This window comes from Chondromyces crocatus (genome assembly GCF_001189295.1).
GTDB classification, from domain to species: domain Bacteria; phylum Myxococcota_A; class Polyangia; order Polyangiales; family Polyangiaceae; genus Chondromyces; species Chondromyces crocatus.
The window spans coordinates 6,917,906-6,939,891 of sequence record NZ_CP012159.1 but is presented as its reverse complement, the minus strand read 5'-3'; the positions used below and the strand labels follow the sequence as shown (position 1 = coordinate 6,939,891).

Here is a 21,986-nt window from a genome sequence, read left to right as displayed (position 1 = left end):
GTCAGACGGCGAGGACGCCGGCGACGGTGAGCGCCGGGACGAGGATGTGGATCACGATGTCCGCGAGCCAGTGCGCGAGCATGGCGGACTCCAGGCCGTGCTTCCAGAACAGCCAGCCGCAGGGGATGGCGATGGCGGCGTTCAGCAGCACCGCGCGTGCGATCACCAGGCCGCTGAGCGGGACGATCGCCGCGGTCGCGGGGAGATGCCCGAGACCGAAGAGAACCGCCGAGACGACGATGGCCGTCCACATCACGGCCGGCTGCGGAGGCACGTCCCGCCGTCGGAGCGCCGCCCGCAGGAGGAACGCGATGCCGCTCAGGAGCAGGAGCCGCGTGAGGATCTCCTCGGAGATGCCGCCGTAGAGGGAGGCGAGCGCCGCCTTCCAGGGGACGAACTGCTCGATCATCGGCTTCCCCGCTTCCCGCAGCGCGGGCAGCGCGGGGAGGAAGACGAAGAGGTCGAGGATGGTCATCAGCACCGCGCCGAGGAGACCGAGGCCGAGCGCTGGACCCACGAACGGGTGGACGACGTCGCGCACCGGCTGACGTGTCGCGAGGGCTTCACTGACGGGGGCGCGGAGGCCGACGCTGCGCGCTGCGCGGAGGCCGACGGCGACGGCGATGGCCATGAGGACCGCCGTCTGGCCCGCCGCGATGGCGGCCAGCGTCGGCAAGCCGAGGCTCGCCACCGAGCTCTTCGCGAGCGCGTCACGCTGTAGATCGAAGGCGTAAGGAAGGACGGCGACGCCTCCGAGCGCGCCGCCTGCCCAGAGGATCACTCCCTGCTTCACGGTCGCGCTCTTCCCACCCGTCATGCGCTGGCGATTCACCCTACCACTCCCCTTCGTGAACGGTCCAGGACGCGACGGCTGCGTATGCGTCGGTGCACACCGCAGCGTGATCGTCGGATCCATGGATCGGTCGCTCCGCTGCCCATGGTCGAGTCGCGGTTTCCAGCCGTCGGTCTGCGACTGACATCATCAAGGAAGGGATGCAAGGGCGCTGCCCTCCGTTTCGACGGTCGATGCGGGTCGCTCCGCAGCGCGAGGTCGTCATCGCGTGCGATGGCGGTGCGGTGACCTGTCGGGTTGCGGTGGTGACGCGGGCGCTGATCGCACCGCGAGAGCGCGAGCTGGAGGTGTCAACAAGGCAGGTCGATCGGTGGATTCCGCTTGGTGCGGATTTGCACCCGATCCATCGCCCCGGACCGGGAGCTCCCGTCGAGCACCGATGTCGACAGGGCTGGGGTAGATTCCGCGCGTGGATGAATTCCGCCGCGAGATGCGCTTGCCCACCAAGGCAGAGGTCGAGACGATTCGAGAACGGGGTCGGCGTCGAGAGCAGGCACTGAAGCAGCACCTGCGTGGGGGTGGGGACGCGCTGTTCTGTGCGGCACTGGGAGGGCTCGTCGCGCTGCTGGCGCTGTTCCTGCTCGACGGCTTCCCGAGGGGCGCGGCGCTCGTCTTCGGAGTGCTCCTGGTGGTGACTGGAGGGCTCGGCTTTCGCGCTGGGCGGCGCTTCAAGCAGGACAGGCTGAGGACGGCGGAGGCCGAGACCGAGGAGCGCCTTGGCGCTGTGGAGGAGCTGCGCTTCGAGATCGAGCGGGTGATGACGGTCAGCTCTCCACTCGGTGATGGCGAGTTCTTTTTCCTGTGCGCGCTCTCGAGCGGTCGATACGTCGTGCTGTCGTCGGAGCTGTGGGATCCCGCCCAGGAGTTTCCGGAGGCGTGGCGCACCCACGTCACCCTGGTGCTCGACGGGAGGAAGACGATCGTGCTGCTCGACCTCGAGGGCGCCCTGGTGGAGGTGGAGCGACGTGACGTGCGTCCGCCCGACTTCGAGGTGACGGAGGCGCACCGCTTCTGGGAGCCACCTGCGGATCTGGTGCTGCCTGGCATCGTGGACGAGGTGGACGCCAGGCCTCTCGACGCGTGCACGTCCGCGTAGGTTCGTCGGGCAAGGGGGAGGTCGCTCACGCCTGGATGAGGGGCAGGGCGCGCTTGCCAGCGGTGAGGGACGCGGCGGCCTGCGCTCGGAGCGCGCGTCGGTAGAGCTTGTGCCAGGCGGCGATGCCGGCGTCGGCGTGGACCAGCTTGTACTGGCGAAGGTCGTGGCGCGCTGGCGTCGAGGCGCGGAGCATGCGGTGGTCGTCGCGCTGGACGAGGTGGCCGTCGACGAGCAAGGAGAGCCAGGCGAGCAGGCCGCCGAGGATCGGGACGTCGACGTGGTAGCGGAAGACGACCAGGGTGTTCCCTTCATCGATGGGGGTGATGCCGCCGATGCCACGCACGCGCATGCCGAAGTCGGCGAACAGGATGCCGGGGAAGTGCATGGAGAGCTGGAAGGCCATGCCCTTCTTGCCGTCGTGGGGGGTGCCGTCGTCCTTGCGAAGGACGCCGCGGGTGTGGACGACGGGTCCGTCGACGCGCACGTCGTAGGGGTCGAGGAGGTGGCCCATGCCGTGCGCGAAATGCCGGTGAGCGAAGGGGAAGTGGTGCAGGTCGAGGTTGCCCTCGACGACGCGCGCGAAGGGGACGTCCCAGGTGAGGGTGATGGTGGCGGAGCGCCGGGTGTCTTCGGGCATCGCGTCGAACCAGGGGAGGGGCGGGTAGGTGTCGCGCGGTGCGCCCCAGAAGATCCAGAGGAAGCCGCGGGCTTCGCGCACCTCGTGGCGGCGCGTCACGAGGTCCTTGCGGATCCGGGCGTGCTTGCCGGCGCACGGGACGCGGACGCAGTGGCCTTCGGGGGCGAAGCGGAAGCCGTGGTAGGGGCACTCCAGGGCGCCGTCGACGACGCGGCCGAGGCCGAGGTCGGCGCCACGGTGCGGGCAGCGTGCGTCCTGGGCCACGGGGCGGCCGTCGGCGTCGCGCCAGAGGACGAGCTGCTGGCCGAAGCGGGTGACGGTCATCGGGCGGGTGCCGAGGCGCGCGGCGTCGAGGAGGATGTGCCAGTGATCCAGGAGGAAGGGGGCGTCGCGCGTGGAGGTGGTGTCATGGGGGGCGTCGGTCGCGTCGTCGGCAGATGAGGTAGTCTCTCGGGGCGCAGGGCTGAGCATGAGCGGGGCTCCTCGGGGTCTCCACGCAGCATGCAGCGTGACCTTGCGCTCCACACGGATGCCGCACGCCAGATCGACTGACAGGACACGCCAAGGCCGAGAGGCCGGGGAGATGCGCCGAGAGGCCGAGGAGACGCGCGGAGAGCCCGAGGTGAAGGGACGCGCCGAGGAGGCCACCCCGACGATGTGGGCGCGGGCGGCGGCACGGATGGTGGCGTATGCGGTGGGGCGAGGGGCAGTGCGAGAGGCGCTGGTCGCGCGGCTGGGCGCGCCCGAGGCGGTGCTCGCGGACCCGGACGGGCGGGTGCCGCTCGTCGGGGTGTACGCGGTGCTCGAAGCCGCCGCGGAGGCGACGAGGGACGCGCGGTTCGGGCTGCACTTCGCGCTGGAGCTGCGGGTGGAGGACCTCGACACGCTGGGGTTCTTGATGGTGACGAGCCCGGATTTCGGGGGCTGTCTTTCGCGGTTGCTCCGCTACCAGCGGCTCTGGAACGACGGGGAGCGGTTCGCACTGTCGGTGGAGGGGGATGTGGCGCGTCTGTCGTACGCGCCGTTCGGAGCCGCGCGCGAGGCGCATCGGCACATGGCGGAGGCGCTGTTCGTGGATCTGTTGATCAACGGGGGGCGCTCGATCCCTGGGCTCCAGGCAGCGCAGGTGCGGTTCACGGGCGCGGCGGTGGGTGACGGGTTCGATGTGGCGGGCCTGTTCGGGGTGCCCGTGGTGTACGGGGCGGAGCAGGCGGAGGTGGTGTTTCCAGCGGCCTCGCTGACGCTGCCGCTGCTCGGCGCGAACGCGGCGCTGTGCGCGGTGCTGGATCAGCATGCGCGTGTGCTGCTGGAGCGGGTGCCGGTGGCGCCAGGGCTGTCGAGCCGGGTGCGCGCGCTGATCGCGGCGCGGCTGCATGAAGGGGAGGTGGGGCTCGCGTCGCTGGCGGAAGCGGTGCGGATGAGCGCGAGGACGTTGCAGCGGCGGCTCAAGGACGAGGGGATGTCGCTGCACGGGTTGCTGGACGACGTGCGGCGGGAGCAAGCGCTGGCGTTGCTGGGCGGGGGCGCGGCGATCGCCGAGGTGGCGTGGTCGCTCGGCTACTCGGAGCCCAGCGCGTTCCACCGGGCGTTCCGGCGCTGGACGGGGCAGACGCCGGAGGCGTTTCGCGCAGGAGCCGCGGCGCGCTCGTAGGGCTTCGACGGAGGCGTTGCGTGCAAGCTGCGCATGTTGCGCAACGCTGGCTCGAGGCGTGCGAGGGGGGAGCTGTCGGTCTTCGGCGCGGGGGGGGAACTGGCGCGATGGCGGGAGAAAACGAGGGAAGGGCCATCTGGCAAGCCGCTTGCTGAAGGGGGGGAGGGAGAGCGCCGCCATCGTCGAGCAGCCGCCACGAGGGAGCCGACGTGAACGGCGTGTGCCGGAGGATGGCGATGAAGTTTGGTCGAGTTGGAGCGGTGTTGCTGCTGTCGGGCGTCGGTCTCGTCGCAGCGTGTGATGGGGATGATGGGCCGTCGGGGCCTGGGGGGGGCGGCGGTTCGGAGGCTCAAGGCGGTGGGGGGGGGAGCGGTGGCAACGATGGGGAAGGGGGGAACGGCGCCGGCGGCGAAGGGACCGGTGGCAACGGTGAAGGGGGGAACGGTGGCGAAGGCGGTGAGGGCGGCGGGTCGAGCACGCCCGATCTGATCTTCCCCCCGGACGAGGCTGTGTTCGGGCTGGAGCTCGGGCAGTGGGGCGCGGCGTGGTGGGAGTGGGCGCTGGGGATCCCGCGGGCCACGAACCCCATGCTGGGGGGGGACTGTGATCAGGACCAGTCGGCGGTGGTCTTCTTCCTGACGGGCAACACGACCAGCCAGTCCGAGGTGAGGAGCTGCTCGTTGCCGGCGGGCAAGCCGATCTTCTTCCCGATCGTGACCACGATGATGGTGGCGCAGTACGAGAACAACTGCGACTACGACGCGGACTACATCGCCAACTGGGCGGAGGTGGTCTGGCCGAGCACGAGCGATACGCGCGATCTGTCGATCGAGGTCGACGGGGTGAGCGTGGCCGGGCTCGAAAACCACGAGCGGTACACGGGGCTGTTCGTCGACACGCAGTCGTCCGATCCGGCACTTCGGATCTTTGGCTCGGTCTCGGGGTCGGTGGGGCCGAACTCGTGCGGGGTGCCCGTCGGGACGGCCCGTGAGGGGGCGAGCTCGGGTTACTGGGCGATGCTCAAGCCGCTGTCGGCAGGCGAGCACGTGATCCGCTTCGCCGGGAAGCTGACCCGGCCGAACGGGTCGACGTTCCTGGTCGACATGACCTATGCGCTGACGGTCACGCCCTGACACCACGGCGGAATTCCATGGCGGGGGCGGCTCGCGTGGCGTCCGCGTGGCGCCGCGCGAGCCGATCGAGCGCGCGCAGGTTCGATGGTTGCCCCGCTTCGGCGCACGCGGCGGTAGGTTGATCCGGTCAGACCGGGATCTTCCGGCTGCGTGCGGTGGAGCGAGGAGACACGTGCGCGAGGCGAGCGATACGGGCGAGGCGAGCGACGCGAGCTGGGAGCGGATCGAGGGCTTTCTCGGTCAGCGGGCTCCCGAGGTGCTGTCGGCGCTCTCGCAAGGAGCGAGCGAGGAGGGGCTCGCGCGGCTGGAGGCCGGGATCGGCGCGACGCTGCCTGACGAGCTGAAGGCGTCGCTGCGGCGGCACGCGGGCAGCTCGCGCGCGCTGTTCGAGAGCTGGGAGCTGCACACGCTGGAGGCGATCGGGTCGACCTGGTCGATGCTGCGGGGGTTCCTGGACGATGGGACGTTCCCGAGCGAGGGGTCGCCTCTCGTGCAGGTGGAAGGGCCCCTCCGGCAGGTGTGGTGGAGCCCGGGCTGGATCCCGATCGCGGGGAACGGAGCGGGCGATCACCTCTGCGTGGATCTGGATCCCGCCGAGGGGGGGACGCGCGGTCAGGTGCTGGTGTACCTGCACGATCACGAGAAGCGGTCGGTGCTGTTCACGGGGTTCGGGGCGTTCCTGCGTACGCTGGCCGATGGGGTGACGCAGGGGGAGATCGTGGCGATCGAGGACGGCCATGGGGAGCTGTTCGGGATCTGGCCGCGCGCCGCCTTCGCGTCGCTGGGGCAGCGGGGCTTCGACACGACGGGCTGGGCGATCCGGCCGCGCGAGGAGGAGCCGGTGGTGGTGGCGGCGAAGCCTGCACCCGAGGACGACGGGCGGAAGCTGCTCGATCTGCTGCTGCGGAAGGGAGCCTTGGTGCTGGTGCCTGGGACCGATCGGAAGGCGCTCGCGACGGGGCTGGGCAAGATCGTGCGGCGTACGACGGCGCCGGAGGAGCGGGCCGCGGCCGCGTGCGCGTGGCTCGAAGGTCGGGCGGGCGTGGATGAGCTGTTCATCTCCGACGAGGAGATGGCCGAGGTGCTGAAGGTGTGGTGACGGCGCTCAAGCGAGGCGGGCGAGCGCCTCGCGGAGCCGGTCGGGGAGCGGGGCGGGGCGGCGGGTCCCGCGGTCGACGAAGACGTGGACGAACCACCCTTCGGCGGCAGCGTCGGGTTCGCCGCGGGGGAAGAGGGCGATGTCGTAGCGGACGCTGCTGCGACCGAGCTTGCCGACGCGGAGGCCGGCGTCGAGGTCGGTGGGGAAGGCGACGGCGCGGCGGTAGCGGCAGTGGGACTCGGCGGCGAGGCCGATGACGGGGCCGTTCACGATGTCGAGGCCGCCCTCGTCGATGAGGTAGCGGTTGATGACGGTGTCGAAGTACGAGTAGTAAACGACGTTGTTCACGTGGCCGTAGACGTCGTTGTCCATCCAGCGGGTGGGGACGACGAGGAAGTGGCGGTAGTCGGCGCGCTGGGGGGCAGGGGCGTCGGTGCGTGAGGCGCTGGTGCGTGAGGCGTTGGTGCGTGAGGCGTCGGTCATGGTCGGGCTCCGGACGCGGATCACCAGGGGGTGAGGGCTGCGCGGAAGAGGGCTTGGAGTTCGTCGGGTGGGATGGGGCGAGGGGCGTTGTCGACGAGGCGGGCCTGGGCGAGGGTGCCTGCGGTGAGGGCGGTGAGGTCGACCTCGCCGTAGCCGACGTGGGTGAGGCCGCGGGGGATGCCGGCGGTGCGCATGAGGTGCGTGAGGTGGTCGGCGAGCAAGGTGCCGATGGCGTCGCCATCCCGAGGATCGACGCCGCGGGTGTCGGCGCCGAGGAGGGCGGCGGCTTCGAGGTGGCGCTCGGGGTGCTGGGGGGCGAGGGCGCGGAAGGCGGCGGGAGCGCCGAGGATGACGGCGACGCCGTGGGGGACGAAGGGCGCGGGGTAGCCAGGCATGTGGAAGTCGTGGCGGAGGCCGGCGATGGCGTAGGACATGGCGTGGGGGAGGTGGACGCCCGCGTTGCCGAAGGCGATGCCGGCGAGGGTCGCGGCCCAGGACATGGCGTCGCGGGCCTCGGTGTCGGTGGCGTCGGCGACGGCGCGGGTGAGGTAGCGGCCGGTGAGGCGGAGGGCTTCGCGGCAGCCGAGATCGCTCCAGGGGTTCTGCCCCTGGCTCATGGGGCGCGCGAGCGGTGTGTCGGGGCGAGGGCGGGCGCTGAAGGGGCGGGCGGTGAAGGACTCCAGGGCGTGGCTGAGGACGTCGAAGCCGCTGGCCGCGACGACGCCGGCCGGGAGGGTGGCGGCCGCGGTGGGGTCGACGAGGGCGAGGGTGGGGCGGAGTCTGCGCGAGGCGATGCCGGTCTTGGCGTGCTGGGCGCGGAGGTCGAAGATGGCGATGCCGGTGCACTCGCTGCCCGTGCCGGTGGTGGTGGGGCAGGCGATGTGCGGGGGCAGCGGGCCCGGGATGGGGCGGCCTTCGCCGAGGGGGCGGTTGACGTAGGTGAGGAGGTCGGCGGGGTAGGTGGCGTGGAGGAGCGCGGCCTTGCAGGTGTCGATGACCGAGCCGCCGCCGACGGAGACGTAGGCGTCGAAGTGGCCCTGGGCGGCGAACGCGGCGGCCGCGAGGAAGGAGGCGTCGGTGGGCTCGACACGGACGTCGTCGTAGAGGGCGACGTCGAGGCCTGCGGCGCGCAGAGAGCGCTGGGCTTCCGCGACGGGGGCGAGGGCGGCGAGGGTGCGGTCGGTGAAGAGGGCGACGCGACGCGCGCCGAGGTGGCGGGCGTGTTCGCCCACCTCGGCGAGCGCGCCAGGGCCGAAGGTGACGCTGGAGGCGTCGATGGTGAAGGCGGTGTCGCCGCCGTCGAGCAAGGCGTAGCCGAGACAGGAGCCCACGCGCGGCATGGTAACGCGGTCCGGTGGCGCTGCGGGGTGTGGTGAGGGACCGCCTGACGCGCGCTGGGTCTGCCGCGTCGATGGGGTTCGGCTATCGTCGTGTCGCTGGAGGTTCGGAAGAGCGCCGGTCGCGTCCGTCCAGCGACGGAGGCGCGCTCCGGAGAGCGCCGGGCCGAGGAGGAGACGCGATGAGGGTCCTGGTCGTTTATTACTCCCTGTACGGACACGTGCATCAGCTGGCCGAGGCGATCGCCGAGGGGGCACGTGAGGTGGACGGCGCCGAGGTGGTGATCCGGCGTGTGCCGGAGACGCTGTCCGCGGAGGTGCTGGAGAAGATGCACGCGGTCGACGCGCAGAAGGCGCAGGCCCAGGTGCCGATCGCGGAGGTGAAGGATCTCGCCGAGGCGGACGCGATCGTGTTCGGGACGCCGACGCGCTTCGGGAACATGTGCGGTCAGATGCGGCAGTTCCTCGACGCGACCGGGCAGCTCTGGGCGAAGGGGGCGCTGGTCGGGAAGGTGGGGAGTGTGTTCACGTCGGCGGCGACGCAGCACGGAGGGCAGGAGTCGACGATCCTGAGCTTCCACACGACGCTGCTGCATCACGGGATGGTGATCGTGGGGCTGCCGTACTCGTTCGCGGGGCAGACGAAGATCGATGAGGTGACGGGCGGTTCGCCTTACGGGATCGGGACGATCGCCGGGGGGAAGGGGGAGCGACACCCGTCGGAGAACGAGCTGGCCGGGGCGCGCTACCAGGGGCGCCACGTGGCGAGCATCGCGAAGAAGCTGACCGCAGGCTGAGCGTTGCGGCGGGGCGAGCCGCCCGATCGGGCTGGCAGGCGTTCCCGTCCTGGCGTGAGCCAGCGGGGCTCTTCGGCGATGCCGTGGGCTTCAGCAGCGTTGCTGGTCTCTTCAGGAACTTCGTGAACACGCACCATTCCGGGCTCCTCTTGACGTCTGCCATGCGGATCACCACGCACGTCGTGGAAGGTCTGCATGGCATCACGCAATGCGCACACGACCCGTGAGGCGCCTCCTGGGACCCACGCGGGGACGCGAGGAGCCAAGGCGGGGAAACGGAAAGCCAAGGCGGCTGAGCGAAGGACCAAGCCACCTGTGCGGGGAGAGCGGAGACGCAAGGCGGCGACGAACGGGCGCACGTCGGGGACCGCGACCGCGACCCTCGGCGCGACATCGGAGACGGTGGACTCGGCGTGGCTGGAGCCTCAGCTCGCCACGCTGGTCGAGCGACCCCCGCGCGGTCCGGGATGGGTGCACGAGATCAAGATCGATGGCTACCGGATCCTGGCGCAGCGGGAGGGGGAGGTCGTGCGGCTCTCGAGCCGGCGAGGGCGCGACTGGACGGAGAAGTTCCCGACGATCGCCGCGGCGGTGGCAGCGCTGCCGGTGACGTCGGCGTTGATCGATGGAGAGGTCGCGGCGGTGCTGCCGGACGGGCGGACGTCGTTCCAGGCGCTGCAAGGTGCGCTGTCGCGTGGGTCGGACGCGCGGCTGTACTACTTCGCGTTCGACCTGCTGTACCTGGATGGTCGTGAGCTGGTGAGCGCGCCGCTGGCAGAGCGGAAGGCGGCGCTGGAGACGCTGCTCGCGGGGCGGCCCGAGGGGAGCAAGGTGCGGCTGTGCGATCACCTGGAGGAGGATGGTGTGCAGGTGCTGCAGCACGCCTGTCGTCTCGGGCTGGAGGGGGTCGTGTCGAAGCGCGCCGACGCGCCGTACCGGTCGGGCCGCAACCTGGACTGGCAGAAGTCGAAGTGCACGACGCGGCAAGAGGTGGTGATCGGGGGGTTCACCGATCCGGAAGCGGGGCGGGTGGGGCTCGGGGCGTTGCTCTGCGGGGTCCACGACGCGCAGGGGGAGCTGCACTATGCGGGGCGCGTGGGGACGGGGTTCACGGCGTCGGTGCTGCGGACCTTGCGGCGACGGCTCGGCGCCATCGAGCGGAAGACATCACCCTTCACCGAGCGCGTGTCAGGGCGCCGCGGTGTGCCGGTGCACTGGGTGAAGCCCGTGCTCGTGGCCGAGGTGGAGTTCACGGAGTGGACCGAGGGAGGCCAGATGAGGCACCCCTCGTTCCAGGGTCTGCGCGGGGACAAGCTGGCCTCCCAGGTGGTACGCGAGGTGCCCGTCGCAGCAGAGAAGGCGCGACGTAGGGGCGTGAGTCCACGTCGTCGGGCGGCGCAGGAGCGGTGAGCGTGCGCGAGCGAGTTGGTGAGCGTGCACGAGCGGAGTGGTGAGCGTGCGTGAGCGAAGTGGTGAGCGTGCGCGAGCGGAGTGGTGAGACGGAGAGGCGGAGAGGCGGAGAGGGAGCTTCGAGCGCGTCGGTGTCGCTCACCGAACGAAGTGCATGACGTTGGCGCCGATGGCGGGATCGACGGCCCGACCGAGACGCTGGTCGTGCAACAGGATGGTGATCTCCACGGAGCCCGTGCCCACCTCCAGGCCGAGGAGGTGCCCGCCGTGGGCAGCGAAGTCTCTGTCGGTGACGACGGCGTGGGCGTGGATGACGGGGACACCGTCCTTCCAGGCGATGCTGCCGTTCATGCTCGCGAGCTCGGTGTCACGGAAGGAGCGAGGATCGAAGGTCTTCCGGGCGAAGTCGTAGAAGCCGAAGGTGGCGTTCACGAAGCCGAAGCCGCTGAAGCTGGCGCCCGGGATCTGCTCCAGGACGGCGAGGCGCTCGAGGTGGGCGAGGACGTCGTCGCCTCGTCGCAGCACCATCAGGTAGCCGGTGGGTGTGCGGATGTACTTCGACGAGAGCGGATCGGAGGGATCCACAGGGCCTCGGCGAGGAACGTCGGCGGCGCTGCAAGCACCGAGCGTGAGGGTGAGGACGATGAAGAGCGGTCGAGGCGTCATGACCCGCTTCGATGCGCGGGGGAGCGATCAGCTCCGCGCTGCGCTGCGCTGCACGGTCTGCTGTAGCACGGCGTCGTAACGAGAGCGGTGCTCGGGGCCATACGCGAGCAAGCCGCCTTCGAGGGCGAGGTTCGCCACGGCGACGCCCATGGAGACGAGCCGGGAGCGGGTGGACACGTGGATGGCCTCGGCGCGAGGGCGAAGCTCCTGGAGCCAGTTGGTGAGCAGCACGCGCGCGGCGCTGTCGTAACTCTCGAGCTCGTTCAGATCGAGGAAGAGGACGAAGCTGTGCGAGGCGACGGTCACGCGGGGCTCGGCGAGTGCGACGGTGCGCTCGCTCAGCTCGGCGTCGAAGTGACCCCAGGCGCGCAGGACGAGGATCTCGGACGCGGGGATGGTGATCTCGATGCCGCCGCACGCGGTGTGGTGCTCGCGGCGTGTGCCGCTCAGGCGAATCGGCGGCTCAGCTTTCGTGCGCCCCGCCTGCCGTTTGCGTGAGGCAGAGAAGGACGAGAGGACCTCCGAAGCGGAAGGGGAGTGGAGGCCACGCGGCGGAGGGGGGGGAGTGAACACGTCGGCTGCCATGGGGGATGGAGGCGCTGGGCGCGAAGGTGAGTTCGTGTGGGGGCGCGCCTGCTCCGAGGGGGAGCTCGTCCGGAAACCCGGAGGATCAGGAGGCGCGGATTCCATGACGGGCCAAACGCTAGCGCGGCTGGCGATGGACAGAAAGCGCTTTCCGCTCCGGCGGTCCTTTGGCCATTCATCTGTAAAGATCGACGAGGTCGCGAACGGCTGGCCGAACCCCGCGACCGGGCCCGGGCATCGGAATGGGACGGATGCGAGTCGGTCAGCGGATTGCCCTGAACACGGCCCTGATGGTGGGCAAGCAGGTCTTCACGGCGGTGCTCGGCGTCGCCTTCGTGGGGTACCTGGCGCGCCAGCTCGGGGTGGCCGAGTGGGGTGAGCTGCAGGCATCGATCGCGCTGACCAGCACGGTGGCGGTGGTCGCCGGGATCGGGGTGCGAGGTTACCTGGCGCGCGAGGTGGCGGTGCGGCCCGAGACGGGGGCGCAGCACGTGGGCTCGGCGCTCGCCATCCGCGGGGGGATGGGGGCCGTGCTGCTCGCGGTGACGGCGGTCGTGGCGCTCGTCGCGAAGCCTGGCCTCGGTGCGACGCTGATCGCCATCGCGGCGGCATCGCAGCTCGCGACGCTGCTCTACAACACGGTGTGGCTCGCCTTCGAGGCGCACGAGCGGCTGCAGTACATCGCCTACGCAGAGCTGAGCGCGCGGGTGATCGTGATCGCGCTGGCGATGGGGCTCCTCGCGCTGGGCGGCGGCGTGATCGCGGCGGCGCTGGCGCTGGCGGTCGGCAATGTGCTCGAGTTCCTGGTGAGCTACTACTTCCTGCGGGCGCGCTTCTACCGCCCGGTGCTGCGGGTGGGGTTCCCCGAGCTCTTGCGGGTGGCGCGGCTGGCGATCCCGATCGGGCTGGTGGGCGCGCTGCTCATGGCGCTCCAGCAGGCCGATCGGGTGCTCCTGCGCTGGCTGGCCGACGAGGAAGCGGTGGGGGTGTACAGCGCGGCGTGGGTGCTGAGCGAGCAGTTCCGCTTGCTCCCCGACGTGTTCCTCGGCGCGGCGTTCGCAGCGGCAGTGCGCCTCTACGTGGGAGACTCGAAGGCGTTCGGGGGCCTCTACCAGAACTGCATGTCCGCGGCGCTGCTGCTCGGGATGCCGATCGCGGCGGGGGCGACGCTGCTCGCGCCGGACATCATCCTCCTCGTGTACGGCTCGCGCGCGGGATACGGGCCAGCGGCCGGGGTGCTGCCCCTGCTGATGCTGCAGGTGCCGCTCGCTTTCGCCTTCCAGGTGGCCTCGCTCCCCCTGCTGGCCGCACGGCGAGAGGTGGTGCTGGTGAAGCTCTTGCTGGCGGCGCTGGTGGTGAACGTGCTCGTCGATGTGGCGCTGATCCCGCGCTATGGTGCGCGAGGGGCGGCGCTCGGGGCGATGTCGGCGACGACGATCTCGCTGGTGGGCTGCGTATGGCAGACCTGGCGCTGGGTGCGGCTCGTGGTCGTGCGGCGGGTGGCGGCGATGGCGGTGGCGACGGCGCTGATGACGGCCGTGGCCTACGGCGGGCGGATGATCGGGGGGATGTGGCTGGCGATTGCGGTGGGGGCGCTGTCGTACGCGGGACTCGCGCTGGCCTTGAGGGCGGTGTCGTGGGAAGAGCTGCGCACGTTGCTCCGGCGACAGCCGCCCGTGAGCGCATCGCCTCCCTCGGCACCCGGGAGCGGCTCGGGGAGCGATGCGCCGCAGTCGGTGCCAGGGGGGGGACGTGAGGTCACAGGAGACGCGGCGCGCGGTGGGCCGGTGAGCAGCGCGCGGCGTAGCCGTCCCTCCGCGGAGACGGGGGCCGAGGTGCTGAAGGCGCAGGGGGCCCCCTCCACCTCGACGGCTCCTTCTATCTAGAGACGAGCTATCTAGAGACGAGGCGCCGACCGCGTGAGAGACGACGTCACGCCTTCGCGCTGGTGAAGTTTTCGATGCATCGAGTGACGCGATCGTCCTCCTGACATCGAGCTGAAGGCGAGGGATGCGAGCGCGTCTCTGGCCGATGGGCTGCTGGGGCCTCGCTTCGATGGAAGTCATGGAGGGGACGGGATCCGTGTGGTGAGGTGGACCGGGATGTCGAAGGGGGACGACGGCGTCGCGGCGTGCGAGGCCAGCACGGCGGGCGCGAGCGCGGCACGGTGTCTCGCGCGACGGTTCAGGCGCAGTGAGCGGGAATGAGGAAGGGAGGGGGCGACGTCCAAGACCACGCTCGGGGGGCTCGGACGAGCGCAGGAGAGGGGGGCCTGCGGTTGGCTCCGCGAGGCCGAGGCGTGATGCCGTACCGCGCAGGATTCGCTCATCGGACGCATGAAATGGACCATCTCGAGGCCTGGCACGCTTGGTGATGGAGAGACGTCCCGCTAGATGCCGCGAGAAGTAGGGCTCCGTGGGCGTAAGGTGCGTGTGGCCGGGTTCGAGAACCGGGGAGCAGGAGATCGGCTCCTGCGGTGGGTTCCTCGGCGAGGGGCTGGGACGCGGAGTCCGGCTCGCTGCACGCCAGGGGATCGCTCGGACCGTGAGACCCTGCCGGTCGGCAACGGGTTCTACGAGATCGTCTCCAGGCTGGCGACGGGAGGCATGGCCGAGCTGTTCCTGGCGCGTCGCGTGGGGCCGTGCGGGATTTCGCATCCGGTGGTGATCAAGCGGCTCTTGCCAGAGATGCAGGCAGACCCTGCGACCGTGCAGGCATTCCAGGCCGAGGCATGGATCGCCGCCCGCTTGAGGCACCCGAACGTGGTGCGATTCCACGACTTCGTGCGCCACGAGGGGAAGAGCCATCTGGTACTGGAGCACGTGGAGGGGTGCACGCTGTCGGCAGTGCTGCGCTTCCAGGCGGCGACTGGACGGCAGGTGCCGCTGCGCGATGTGGTGGCGATCGGGATCGCGCTGCTGCGCGCGCTGGGCCATGCGCACGCGCTCGTCGGGGAGGATGGTCAGGCGCTCGGGTTGGTCCACCGGGACGTGAGCCCGAGGAACGTGCTGCTGTCGTTCGAGGGCGAGGTGAAGCTGACGGATTTCGGGGTGGCCAAGGCGACCGGGCTCGGTGAAGAGCAAGACCCCGCGTCGGCTCCGTGGTCGGCGTCATGGCCTCCGCAAGGCAGCGACGAGGCGGAGGATGCGGCATCCGAGCTGCCCTCGGGGGAGCGACGGATCGCGAGCGTGGGGGTGATCAAGGGGACGCCGGGCTACCTCGCGCCGGAGCAGATGCTCGGGCAGGCGGTGGACGCGCGGACCGATCTGTTTGCCGTGGGGGTGCTGCTGTTCGAGCTGCTCACCGGGCGGCGGCTGTTCCGGGGCCGTGATTGCGACGAGCTGATGCGCGCAGCGCTCGCGACCGAGGTGCCAGCGCTGTCGTCGCTCGGTGTGGGGTGTCCGGCGCTGCTCGAAGAGGCCGTGCGGCGGGCGCTGTCACCCGAGCCGCAGCAGCGCTTCGAGGATGCGCTCGAGATGGAGGAGGCGCTGGCCGCGGTGCTGGTCACGCTGGGGGAGGGGCCGTGGGCTCCTGAAGGAGGCGAGCTCGCTGCGCTGGTGCGCGCGGTGACGGGGCAAGGGACGCTGCCGCGGGCCATGCGAAACTCGGCGAGCTTCCGGGGCTCCGGGCGCGCGCGGGTGTCGAGCATTCCGCCGGCCGCGCCCCCGGATCGCGATCGACCGACCGTGCGCGTACTCGTGCCGCACACTGGGGAGCGAGCGTCGTGGTGGTGGGCCCCAGGCGTGTTGATGACGGCGCTCGCGCTCACTGCCGGCGCCATCAAGCTGCGGTGGCGCTGAGTCAGATGCTACTGCGCCCGCGAAGTTGGTCGCGCTGAGTGAGGCGCTACTCGCGCGCGGTGCTGGCCGCATTGAGTGAGGCGCTACTGCGCGCGCGGTATTGGCCGCGCAGAGACGGAAATGGCGGGGCGTGCGGTCCGCTGTTCGACCGCTCCACCCCGCCGTACGTTGGTGCCGTGTCCGTCAGGGAGGCGTCCCGGGGGGACGCGCTCCCGAGCCGCTGGGTGCTTCAGCGAAGCGTCCTGGAGCGGCGGCTGGTGACCGCGTTGTAGATGGCGAGAATGACCACCGCGCCGAGGATCGACATGAAGAAGCCCCCAGTCGACTGGTACGTCGGGTAGAGGCCGATCACACGGCCGAGGAACCCACCCACGACGGCGCCGCCGATGCCGAGCAGCGTGGTCAAGATGAACCCTCCAGGTTCGCGTCCAGGTGTCAGGAGCTTCGCGATGACGCCGACGACCAGGCCGAACACGATCCACATCAGGATGTACATGATTCTCTCCCCCGAGTCGGCTGCGGGAGATGCCGCGAGCCCGTTGCTCGGCAGTTGGTTCGAGCGAGGGCGTTGCAGGCGTTGTGCCGAGTCCGGATGAGTGCCTCGCGCACCCCCTGGGACAGGGGCATGGTCCGAGTGCACTGCCAGCGCTCCTCCGTATGCGCGAAGGGGGGCCGGAGCGGCTGGGCGCTGGGCGCGAAGGGTACAGCATCGCTTTCATGGGAGCGGGCCAGGGATGTCCTCGCATGTGCGGACGCGTCGATGCGGCCGTGCACACGGTCGGCAAATTCGGCGAGATGGTTCCGCTGCTGACGGGTGTGGTACGGTCGCCCGGTGGAGGCTCGATTGCGTGTGAGACGGTTCGCTCCGGTGGCGTTGGCGCTGTCGTTGCTCTTGCCGGCAGGCGCTGCTCAGGCTCAGTCGGATCAGGACAAAGCAGCGGCGCGGTCGCTCTGGTCGCAGGCGACGGAGTCGCTCTCGGCAGGCAGGTTCGACGAGGCCATCGATCTCGCCAGCCGTGCGGAGGCGCTGATGCACGCCCCCACGCACCTGATCATCGTCGCGCGGGCTCAGGCGAAGCTCGGGCGGCTCGTGCTGGCCAAGGAGACCTACCTCAAGATCATCCGCGAGGAGCTGGCCCCCACCGCCGCGGGGGCTTTCAGGAACGCGCAGCAAGAGGCACGGGACGAGCTTGCAGCGATCGAGCCGCGCATCGCGTCGATGAAGGTCTCGGTCCAGGGCGCGGGCGGGCGCAAGTTCCAGGTCAAGATCGATGAGCAGCAGGTGCCCGACGCCCTGATCGGTGTGTTCCGTCCCATCGATCCAGGGCAGCACCGCGTCACGGCGTACTTGACGGGGATGAAGCCCGTGGAAGAGGCCGTCACCCTGGGGGATGGCGAGAAGAAAGAGGTGTCGCTGACCGTCCCCGAGGGGCCGCTCCCTTCAGGGGTGCCGTCCAGTTCGACGGACGATCCCGAAGGGACGCGACAGCCAGCGACGTCCTCCTCTCCTCAGGATGGAGGGAGCAAGGGGGGCGGGAGCGCGCTGACGTGGATCGGGCTCGGGGTCGGTGGACTGGGTCTGGCCGGGCTGGGCGTCGGGATCGCCTTCACCGTGATCGGTGGCGGGACCCAGGGAGAGGCCGATGATCTGTTCGCCGCGTGCAGCGTGGCCGGCTGCACATCGTCTCAGCAAGGCGAGATCACGCAGCGTGATGCGGACGCTGCATCGCAGAAGACGATCGGGGTGATCGGGCTCGTCGGAGGCGGCGCTCTCCTCGCCGGTGGGGTGGCGATGACAGTGCTCGGTTTGACGCGGAAGCCGAGCGCTCCTCAGCAGGGCTGGGTGGTGCCGTACGTGACGCCCCGGGAGTTCGGGCTCCAGGGCGCATTCTGAGACGTCGCTCAGTAGCCCGGGTCCGCTGCGTTCCCCGTTCTCGGTTTGGTGCTGGTGACCGGAGGTGTCTGGGGGCGGGACGTGTTGCTGGGGGGAGTCCGGACGGCTGGCGGCCATGTCCCTGTGGGGGGAGACGTCTGCTGGGTGGCTGCGGGAGCCGCCGTGTCGATGGCCGCGACCGTCTCGGCGGGGGTCGCCGTGCTCGGGGCCGAAGCGGTCTCGATGGGAGCGGCTGTGGGGGGAGGCTCAGGGGACGGCGGAGTGCCTGCCGAGGCGATCGGGGCGCTCTCCGCCACGCTCGGGGTCGTTGCCGGAGAGCGTCCAGGATCCGTCGGTTTCGATGTGAAAAGGACGGCCAAGACGCCGCCGAGCAGCACCACCCCGCCGACGCCGAGGAGCGCGAACGTCGTTCCCTTGGAGGGCTTCTTCTGCGTGGTGGCGCTGGAGGTGTCGCCCCAGGTGCTCGCTGTATGAGGGGCGGGTACGCCGATGGGCGCCGAGGCGTTGCCCCACGCACCGCCTCCGGGCGGGAGGGAGCCGCCAGTCGGGGGGCCTCCGAGGTTCGGGGCGTTGAGATGGCCGGGGGCAGGCGTGAAGCCTGGCGCGTGGAGATGGCCTGGGGCAGGCGTGAAGCCGGGGGCGCTGATGTTGCCAGGGGCAGGCGTGATGTTGGGGGCGCTGATGTTGCCAGGGGCGGGCGTGAACGTCGGCGCGCTGAGATGGCCCGGCGCAGGCGTGAACGTCGGCGCGTTGAGGTGGCCAGGGGCTGGCGTGAAGCCGGGCGCGCTGATGTTACCTGGCGCTGGCATGACCGGATGTGCTTGCGTCTGCGGGCGCTGCGCCACGGCGGCCTGGAGCAAGGGACCCGCTGTGGCGAGGTGCGGACGCGAGGCTGCCCAGGCCACGAGGGCGTCCTTCATCTCGGCGCAGGACTGGTAGCGGTACGAGCCTTCGCGTGCCATCGCGCGCTGGATGATCGCCGCGAAGTCGGGATCGAGATCGGGGACGAAATGTTGCGGCGGGGGGGCTGGTTCGAGCGCGATCTTGAAGAGCAGCTCGTTGAAGGTGGCGGCCTGGAAGGGGACCTGGCCCGTCGCCGCCTGGTAGAGCAGCACGCCGAGGGCGTAGACGTCACTCCGGTGGTCGACGGAGAGGCCGCGGGCCTGCTCTGGTGACATGTAGTAAGGCGTGCCGACCACGGCCCCGACGCGGGTGACGTTCATCTCGTCGCCGCCGAGCTGTGAGAACTTCGAGACGCCGAAGTCGAGGATCTTGACGAAGTCGGAGAGGCCCGCTTTTCGCTGGAGGATGAAGATGTTGTCGGGCTTGAGGTCGCGGTGGACGATGCCCGCGGCGTGGGCTGCTCCGAGGCCGTCGAGCACTTGCGCCATGATCGGGATGAGCCGGTCTGGCGGGAGACGCCCCGAGTTCTTGATCCGCGCGCCGAGTGTCTCGCCGTCGAGGTACTCCATCACCATGTAGCGCGTGCCGTCGGCCAGCGCGCCGAGGTCGAGCACCTCGCAGATGTGATCCGAGCCGATGCGGGCCGCGGCCTGCGCCTCGCGCTCGAAGCGCGTCACCGACTCGTCCTGTGCGGAGATGGTGGCGTGGAGGACCTTGATCGCCACCCGTCGCCGGATCCGGGTGTTCTCGCCCTCGTAGACCTCACCCATGCCCCCCTGACCGAGGAGGCGGACGATGCGGTACTTTCCGTCGACGATCTCGCCGGGTGCGAGGCTCACGAACGCCGTCCTGAGAACGATAGACCAAGCACGCTGCGAGCCTACCATGCTCCCCGGAGGCCGGCCTATGGCCTTGGACGAGTCGAGCGACCATCTGGGCGCGATGTGGGCACGTGGGGGACCACGCAGTGACGGGGCTGGGCGCTCACGCCTTTTTGTGTCCAGCTCCGAGTGGATTCGAGATGCTTCGTGATAACGTCGGCCCCGTTATGACGCTCTACGAGCTGTCAATCGATGAAGCCCTGGTCCGCGAGGCGGAGCGGATCGCGTCGCTCGAAGGTCGCGGGTACCCGACCCTGGTGATGCGCTGGGAGTCGCGCCTTTTCGACCAACCGTGGACCACGACGCTGGTGCTCGACTACCTCATCGCGCTCCCTCCTCTCATCGTGGGGCAGGCGAGCTTCAACGAGGTGCGCATCGCCGCCTTCACTGGCGGAGCGGGGACGAAGTTCATGTACTTCGGCACCGAGATGAGCGCGAGCGTGCCGCGCGTCGCGCCGGAGATGGAGAACACCGTCGCTCCGAGCGGTCGCTACCAGGAGTACAGGCTCGACGAGCAGTCGTGTCCGGTGCCGTACCTGAAGCTCATCCAGGTGAGCCCGAGGATCTACGGCAACGGGCTTCAGGACTACTACTCGCCCCCCATCAAGATCGAGCGGTACGACGCGGTTCCAGGTCCCGATCTGCTCGCCGATTTCTTTCCGTCGCTGGTGGCGAAGCTCGATCCTGTCAAGGGATCGGTGCTGACCGATGTGGCGCAAGGGTTCTGGACCGGGAGCCGCTATGTGGGCACGACCGCGATCGCCATCCTGCGGCAGGGCAAGGTGGTCGGGCTGCTGAAGCGTGCGGGGAAGGTCGACAAGGATCCCGTCCCGCCGGAAGTGAAGCGCCGGGATCCGCGGCTCGACGTGCTGCGAGAGTGGGTCGCCATCGACATCGGCGCGGCCTCGACCGTGGTCGCACTGCGCGGAGAGCGCAGCCAGACCGAGCTCGTTCGGATCGGTGCGGTGCGGCCGCTCGAGGTGGCTGCGGACAACGAGAACCCGAGCGAGGTGAGCTTCGAGACGCTGAGCCGTGTCACGAAGGCCTGGCGGGAGCGTGTGATCCAGCCGCTCACCCGGTGGAGTGACGTGGTGGTGGGGCACGCTGCGAAGGCGGCGCGCTCCCGGAAGAGCCCGGAGCAGGCATCGCGGGCGGTGTCGACGATCACGGCCTTGCCTCTGCTGCGAGAGCGCGTGGAGCGGAAGGAGTCGTTCCGGCTGCGAGGCAGCAGCGATCCCGAGACCGTCGAGAACCTCCGGAAGCCGGCGCCGCCCATCATCGATGAGGATGGCATCGGCGCGCATGACCCGTTCGATCCGCTGGAACTCTACGCTTATTACATCGGGCTGAACGTCAACCACCGGACGCGGGGGCTGCACACGCGCTACGCGATCACCATGCCCACAGGCTGGTCGGCCGAGCGGCGTACCAGCGTGCTGGTGGCCTTCCGTCGCGGTCTCTACCGGAGCCTGCCGGCGGGGCTCTGCGAGTACCACGATCTCAAGGACTTCCTGGTCGCTGATGCCGGCCCGTCAGCGCTGGCGTTCGCTGCCCACGCCTTCCGGGTGTTCGGCATCCAGCCGAAAGACGGGCCGGTGGCGTTCTGCGCCATCGACGCAGGAGCCAGTGAGACCGGTGTGCTTCTCGGTAACCTGCGGGCGGGGAAGGTGGACGAGCGGGCCGACGGGCATGATCGGGTCATCGAGTACCTGGATCCCTCGGCCATCTCGTGGCTCGGCGGGGAGCGGCTTCTCCATCGGCTTGCCTACCGCGTGTACGCTGCGACGCCGCGGATGCAGGAGGCGCGCATCGTGTTCGAGCGGCCTCTGGACGAGCCGGAGAACGACATTCCAGAGGACTTGCTGGCACCGTCGCCCGAGGCGCGCGCGAACGTCGTCTTCCTCAAGGATTACCTGAGGCCGCTGCTCGAGCAGAGCATGAAGGCGAAACTCGCCGAGACCGTCCACCTCATGAGCGCCAGCGGTGAGCTGGTGGAGATGACATTGCCGGTCGATCGCGGGAGCCTGGGCGCCGCGCTGGAAGACTGGTTCCTTCAGGGCATCCAGCACATCAAGGAGGCTCTGGCGGCCGGGATCACCAAGATCGGACGGGAACCCGAGCCCTACCAGGGGCTGCGGGTGTTCATCGGCGGTCGGCTCGGGATGCACCCGCTCTTCCTCGAGCTGCTGGAGGAGACGCTTCCGCAGGGCGTCCACATCCACAAGTTCAAGGAACCCGACAAGGTGAACGTCACCGCTCCCACGGCGAAGACGAGCACTGCGCTCGGCGTGCTCACGCTGAAGTTCGATCGACTCGGCGCGATGCTGCGCGCCGAGAAGCGAGAGAACTTCCGCTACCGCGTCGGCCGTGCTCGCCATGGGCAGCTCTACGACGTGCTCGATCCGCAGAGCGACTACGACGAGTGGCGCGATCTCGGGAACTGCACGAAGCCCGACGTGGACATCCTGTTCCTTGCTGCCGAGGACGATGGCGAGGTCGCGGCCGACGATCCGCGCGTGTCGCGGGCTGCGTGCTCGCTGGGCCCGTCTGCGATTGGGCAGCGGCTCTACCTGCGCGCGGTCGGGCCGACCCGGGTGGAGCTTTCGGTGAGCGCTCCTGGAGACGAACCCCAGAAAGGGGCGCCCTGCTGGGCGATCGAGCTCAAGACGAGCGTCGTCGATCGGATCTCCTGATTAGAGGCATCCTCGGGGGGGGAAGCTGTTCTTCTGCTGTCGTCACGCATGCGGGCGTCGTCACGCAT

18 protein-coding genes are annotated in these 21,986 nt (G+C 70.1%); 10 read left to right on the top strand and 8 right to left on the bottom strand.

Going from position 1 to position 21,986, the window contains the following annotated elements:
* Window position 1: 1 nt before the first annotated feature.
* Complete coding sequence (locus CMC5_RS25335) at window positions 2-817, bottom strand: CPBP family intramembrane glutamic endopeptidase (protein WP_050432828.1); 816 nt, start codon at window positions 815-817, stop codon at window positions 2-4.
* A gap of 445 nt (window positions 818-1,262) precedes the next feature.
* Here CMC5_RS25335 and CMC5_RS25330 point away from each other — a divergent pair, with 445 nt between their 5' ends.
* The gene (locus tag CMC5_RS25330) at window positions 1,263-1,949 is read left to right on the top strand and encodes a hypothetical protein (protein ID WP_050432827.1); all 687 of its coding nucleotides are present in this window, start codon (window positions 1,263-1,265) and stop codon (window positions 1,947-1,949) included.
* A gap of 25 nt (window positions 1,950-1,974) precedes the next feature.
* Here CMC5_RS25330 and CMC5_RS25325 read toward each other — a convergent pair whose 3' ends face one another.
* A complete protein-coding gene (locus CMC5_RS25325; RefSeq protein ID WP_082362781.1) occupies window positions 1,975-3,057 on the bottom strand; it encodes a Rieske 2Fe-2S domain-containing protein in 1,083 nt (360 codons plus the stop codon).
* 112 nt (window positions 3,058-3,169) lie between these two features.
* Here CMC5_RS25325 and CMC5_RS25320 point away from each other — a divergent pair, with 112 nt between their 5' ends.
* The 3 genes from CMC5_RS25320 (at window position 3,170) to CMC5_RS25310 (ending at window position 6,469) form a co-directional block, all read left to right on the top strand.
* A complete protein-coding gene (locus CMC5_RS25320; RefSeq protein ID WP_245677744.1) occupies window positions 3,170-4,237 on the top strand; it encodes an AraC family transcriptional regulator in 1,068 nt (355 codons plus the stop codon).
* Between the two features lie 236 nt (window positions 4,238-4,473).
* Entirely contained in the window at window positions 4,474-5,370 is an 897-nt protein-coding gene (locus CMC5_RS25315) for a hypothetical protein (RefSeq protein ID WP_156338861.1), read from the top strand.
* 172 nt (window positions 5,371-5,542) lie between these two features.
* Window positions 5,543-6,469 carry an SMI1/KNR4 family protein gene (locus CMC5_RS25310; protein WP_050432825.1) on the top strand — a complete coding sequence of 309 codons (927 nt, stop codon included), beginning with the start codon at window positions 5,543-5,545 and terminating at the stop codon, window positions 6,467-6,469.
* A gap of 6 nt (window positions 6,470-6,475) precedes the next feature.
* On the opposite strand, the gene CMC5_RS25305 is transcribed toward CMC5_RS25310, so the two are convergent.
* On the bottom strand, window positions 6,476-6,952 hold the full coding sequence (locus CMC5_RS25305; RefSeq protein ID WP_050436124.1) for an acyl-CoA thioesterase: 477 nt from the start codon (window positions 6,950-6,952) through the stop codon (window positions 6,476-6,478).
* 20 nt (window positions 6,953-6,972) lie between these two features.
* On the bottom strand, window positions 6,973-8,292 hold the full coding sequence (locus tag CMC5_RS25300; protein WP_050432824.1) for a hydroxyacid-oxoacid transhydrogenase: 1,320 nt from the start codon (window positions 8,290-8,292) through the stop codon (window positions 6,973-6,975).
* A 179-nt stretch (window positions 8,293-8,471) separates the two neighbouring features.
* Here CMC5_RS25300 and wrbA point away from each other — a divergent pair, with 179 nt between their 5' ends.
* Both wrbA and ligD read left to right on the top strand, forming a co-directional pair.
* Entirely contained in the window at window positions 8,472-9,086 is a 615-nt protein-coding gene (gene wrbA / locus CMC5_RS25295) for an NAD(P)H:quinone oxidoreductase (protein WP_050432823.1), read from the top strand.
* Window positions 9,087-9,281: 195 nt separating this feature from the next.
* A complete protein-coding gene (gene ligD, locus CMC5_RS25290; RefSeq protein ID WP_082362779.1) occupies window positions 9,282-10,496 on the top strand; it encodes a non-homologous end-joining DNA ligase in 1,215 nt (404 codons plus the stop codon).
* A gap of 138 nt (window positions 10,497-10,634) precedes the next feature.
* Here ligD and CMC5_RS25285 read toward each other — a convergent pair whose 3' ends face one another.
* The gene (locus CMC5_RS25285; RefSeq protein ID WP_063796348.1) at window positions 10,635-11,162 is read right to left on the bottom strand and encodes a PPC domain-containing DNA-binding protein; all 528 of its coding nucleotides are present in this window, start codon (window positions 11,160-11,162) and stop codon (window positions 10,635-10,637) included.
* A gap of 27 nt (window positions 11,163-11,189) precedes the next feature.
* A complete protein-coding gene (locus CMC5_RS25280) occupies window positions 11,190-11,747 on the bottom strand; it encodes a hypothetical protein (RefSeq protein ID WP_050432821.1) in 558 nt (185 codons plus the stop codon).
* A gap of 251 nt (window positions 11,748-11,998) precedes the next feature.
* Here CMC5_RS25280 and CMC5_RS25275 point away from each other — a divergent pair, with 251 nt between their 5' ends.
* Complete coding sequence (locus CMC5_RS25275) at window positions 11,999-13,633, top strand: flippase (RefSeq protein ID WP_063796347.1); 1,635 nt, start codon at window positions 11,999-12,001, stop codon at window positions 13,631-13,633.
* 546 nt (window positions 13,634-14,179) lie between these two features.
* Window positions 14,180-15,547, top strand: coding sequence for a serine/threonine-protein kinase (locus CMC5_RS25270; RefSeq protein ID WP_050432820.1), 1,368 nt, complete (start codon window positions 14,180-14,182; stop codon window positions 15,545-15,547).
* 229 nt (window positions 15,548-15,776) lie between these two features.
* On the opposite strand, the gene CMC5_RS25265 is transcribed toward CMC5_RS25270, so the two are convergent.
* Window positions 15,777-16,043, bottom strand: coding sequence for a GlsB/YeaQ/YmgE family stress response membrane protein (locus CMC5_RS25265; RefSeq protein ID WP_050432819.1), 267 nt, complete (start codon window positions 16,041-16,043; stop codon window positions 15,777-15,779).
* 354 nt (window positions 16,044-16,397) lie between these two features.
* Between CMC5_RS25265 and CMC5_RS25260 the strand changes: the two genes are divergently transcribed.
* Entirely contained in the window at window positions 16,398-17,441 is a 1,044-nt protein-coding gene (locus CMC5_RS25260) for a hypothetical protein (protein WP_245677742.1), read from the top strand.
* An 8-nt stretch (window positions 17,442-17,449) separates the two neighbouring features.
* Here the strand turns inward: CMC5_RS25260 and CMC5_RS25255 are convergent, their stop codons facing one another.
* Window positions 17,450-19,183: a serine/threonine-protein kinase gene (locus tag CMC5_RS25255; protein ID WP_050432817.1), complete on the bottom strand. Its 1,734-nt coding sequence runs from the start codon at window positions 19,181-19,183 to the stop codon at window positions 17,450-17,452.
* A gap of 209 nt (window positions 19,184-19,392) precedes the next feature.
* On the opposite strand from CMC5_RS25255, the gene CMC5_RS25250 reads away from it, so the two are divergent.
* The gene (locus tag CMC5_RS25250; RefSeq protein ID WP_050432816.1) at window positions 19,393-21,918 is read left to right on the top strand and encodes a hypothetical protein; all 2,526 of its coding nucleotides are present in this window, start codon (window positions 19,393-19,395) and stop codon (window positions 21,916-21,918) included.
* Window positions 21,919-21,986 lie beyond the last annotated feature (68 nt).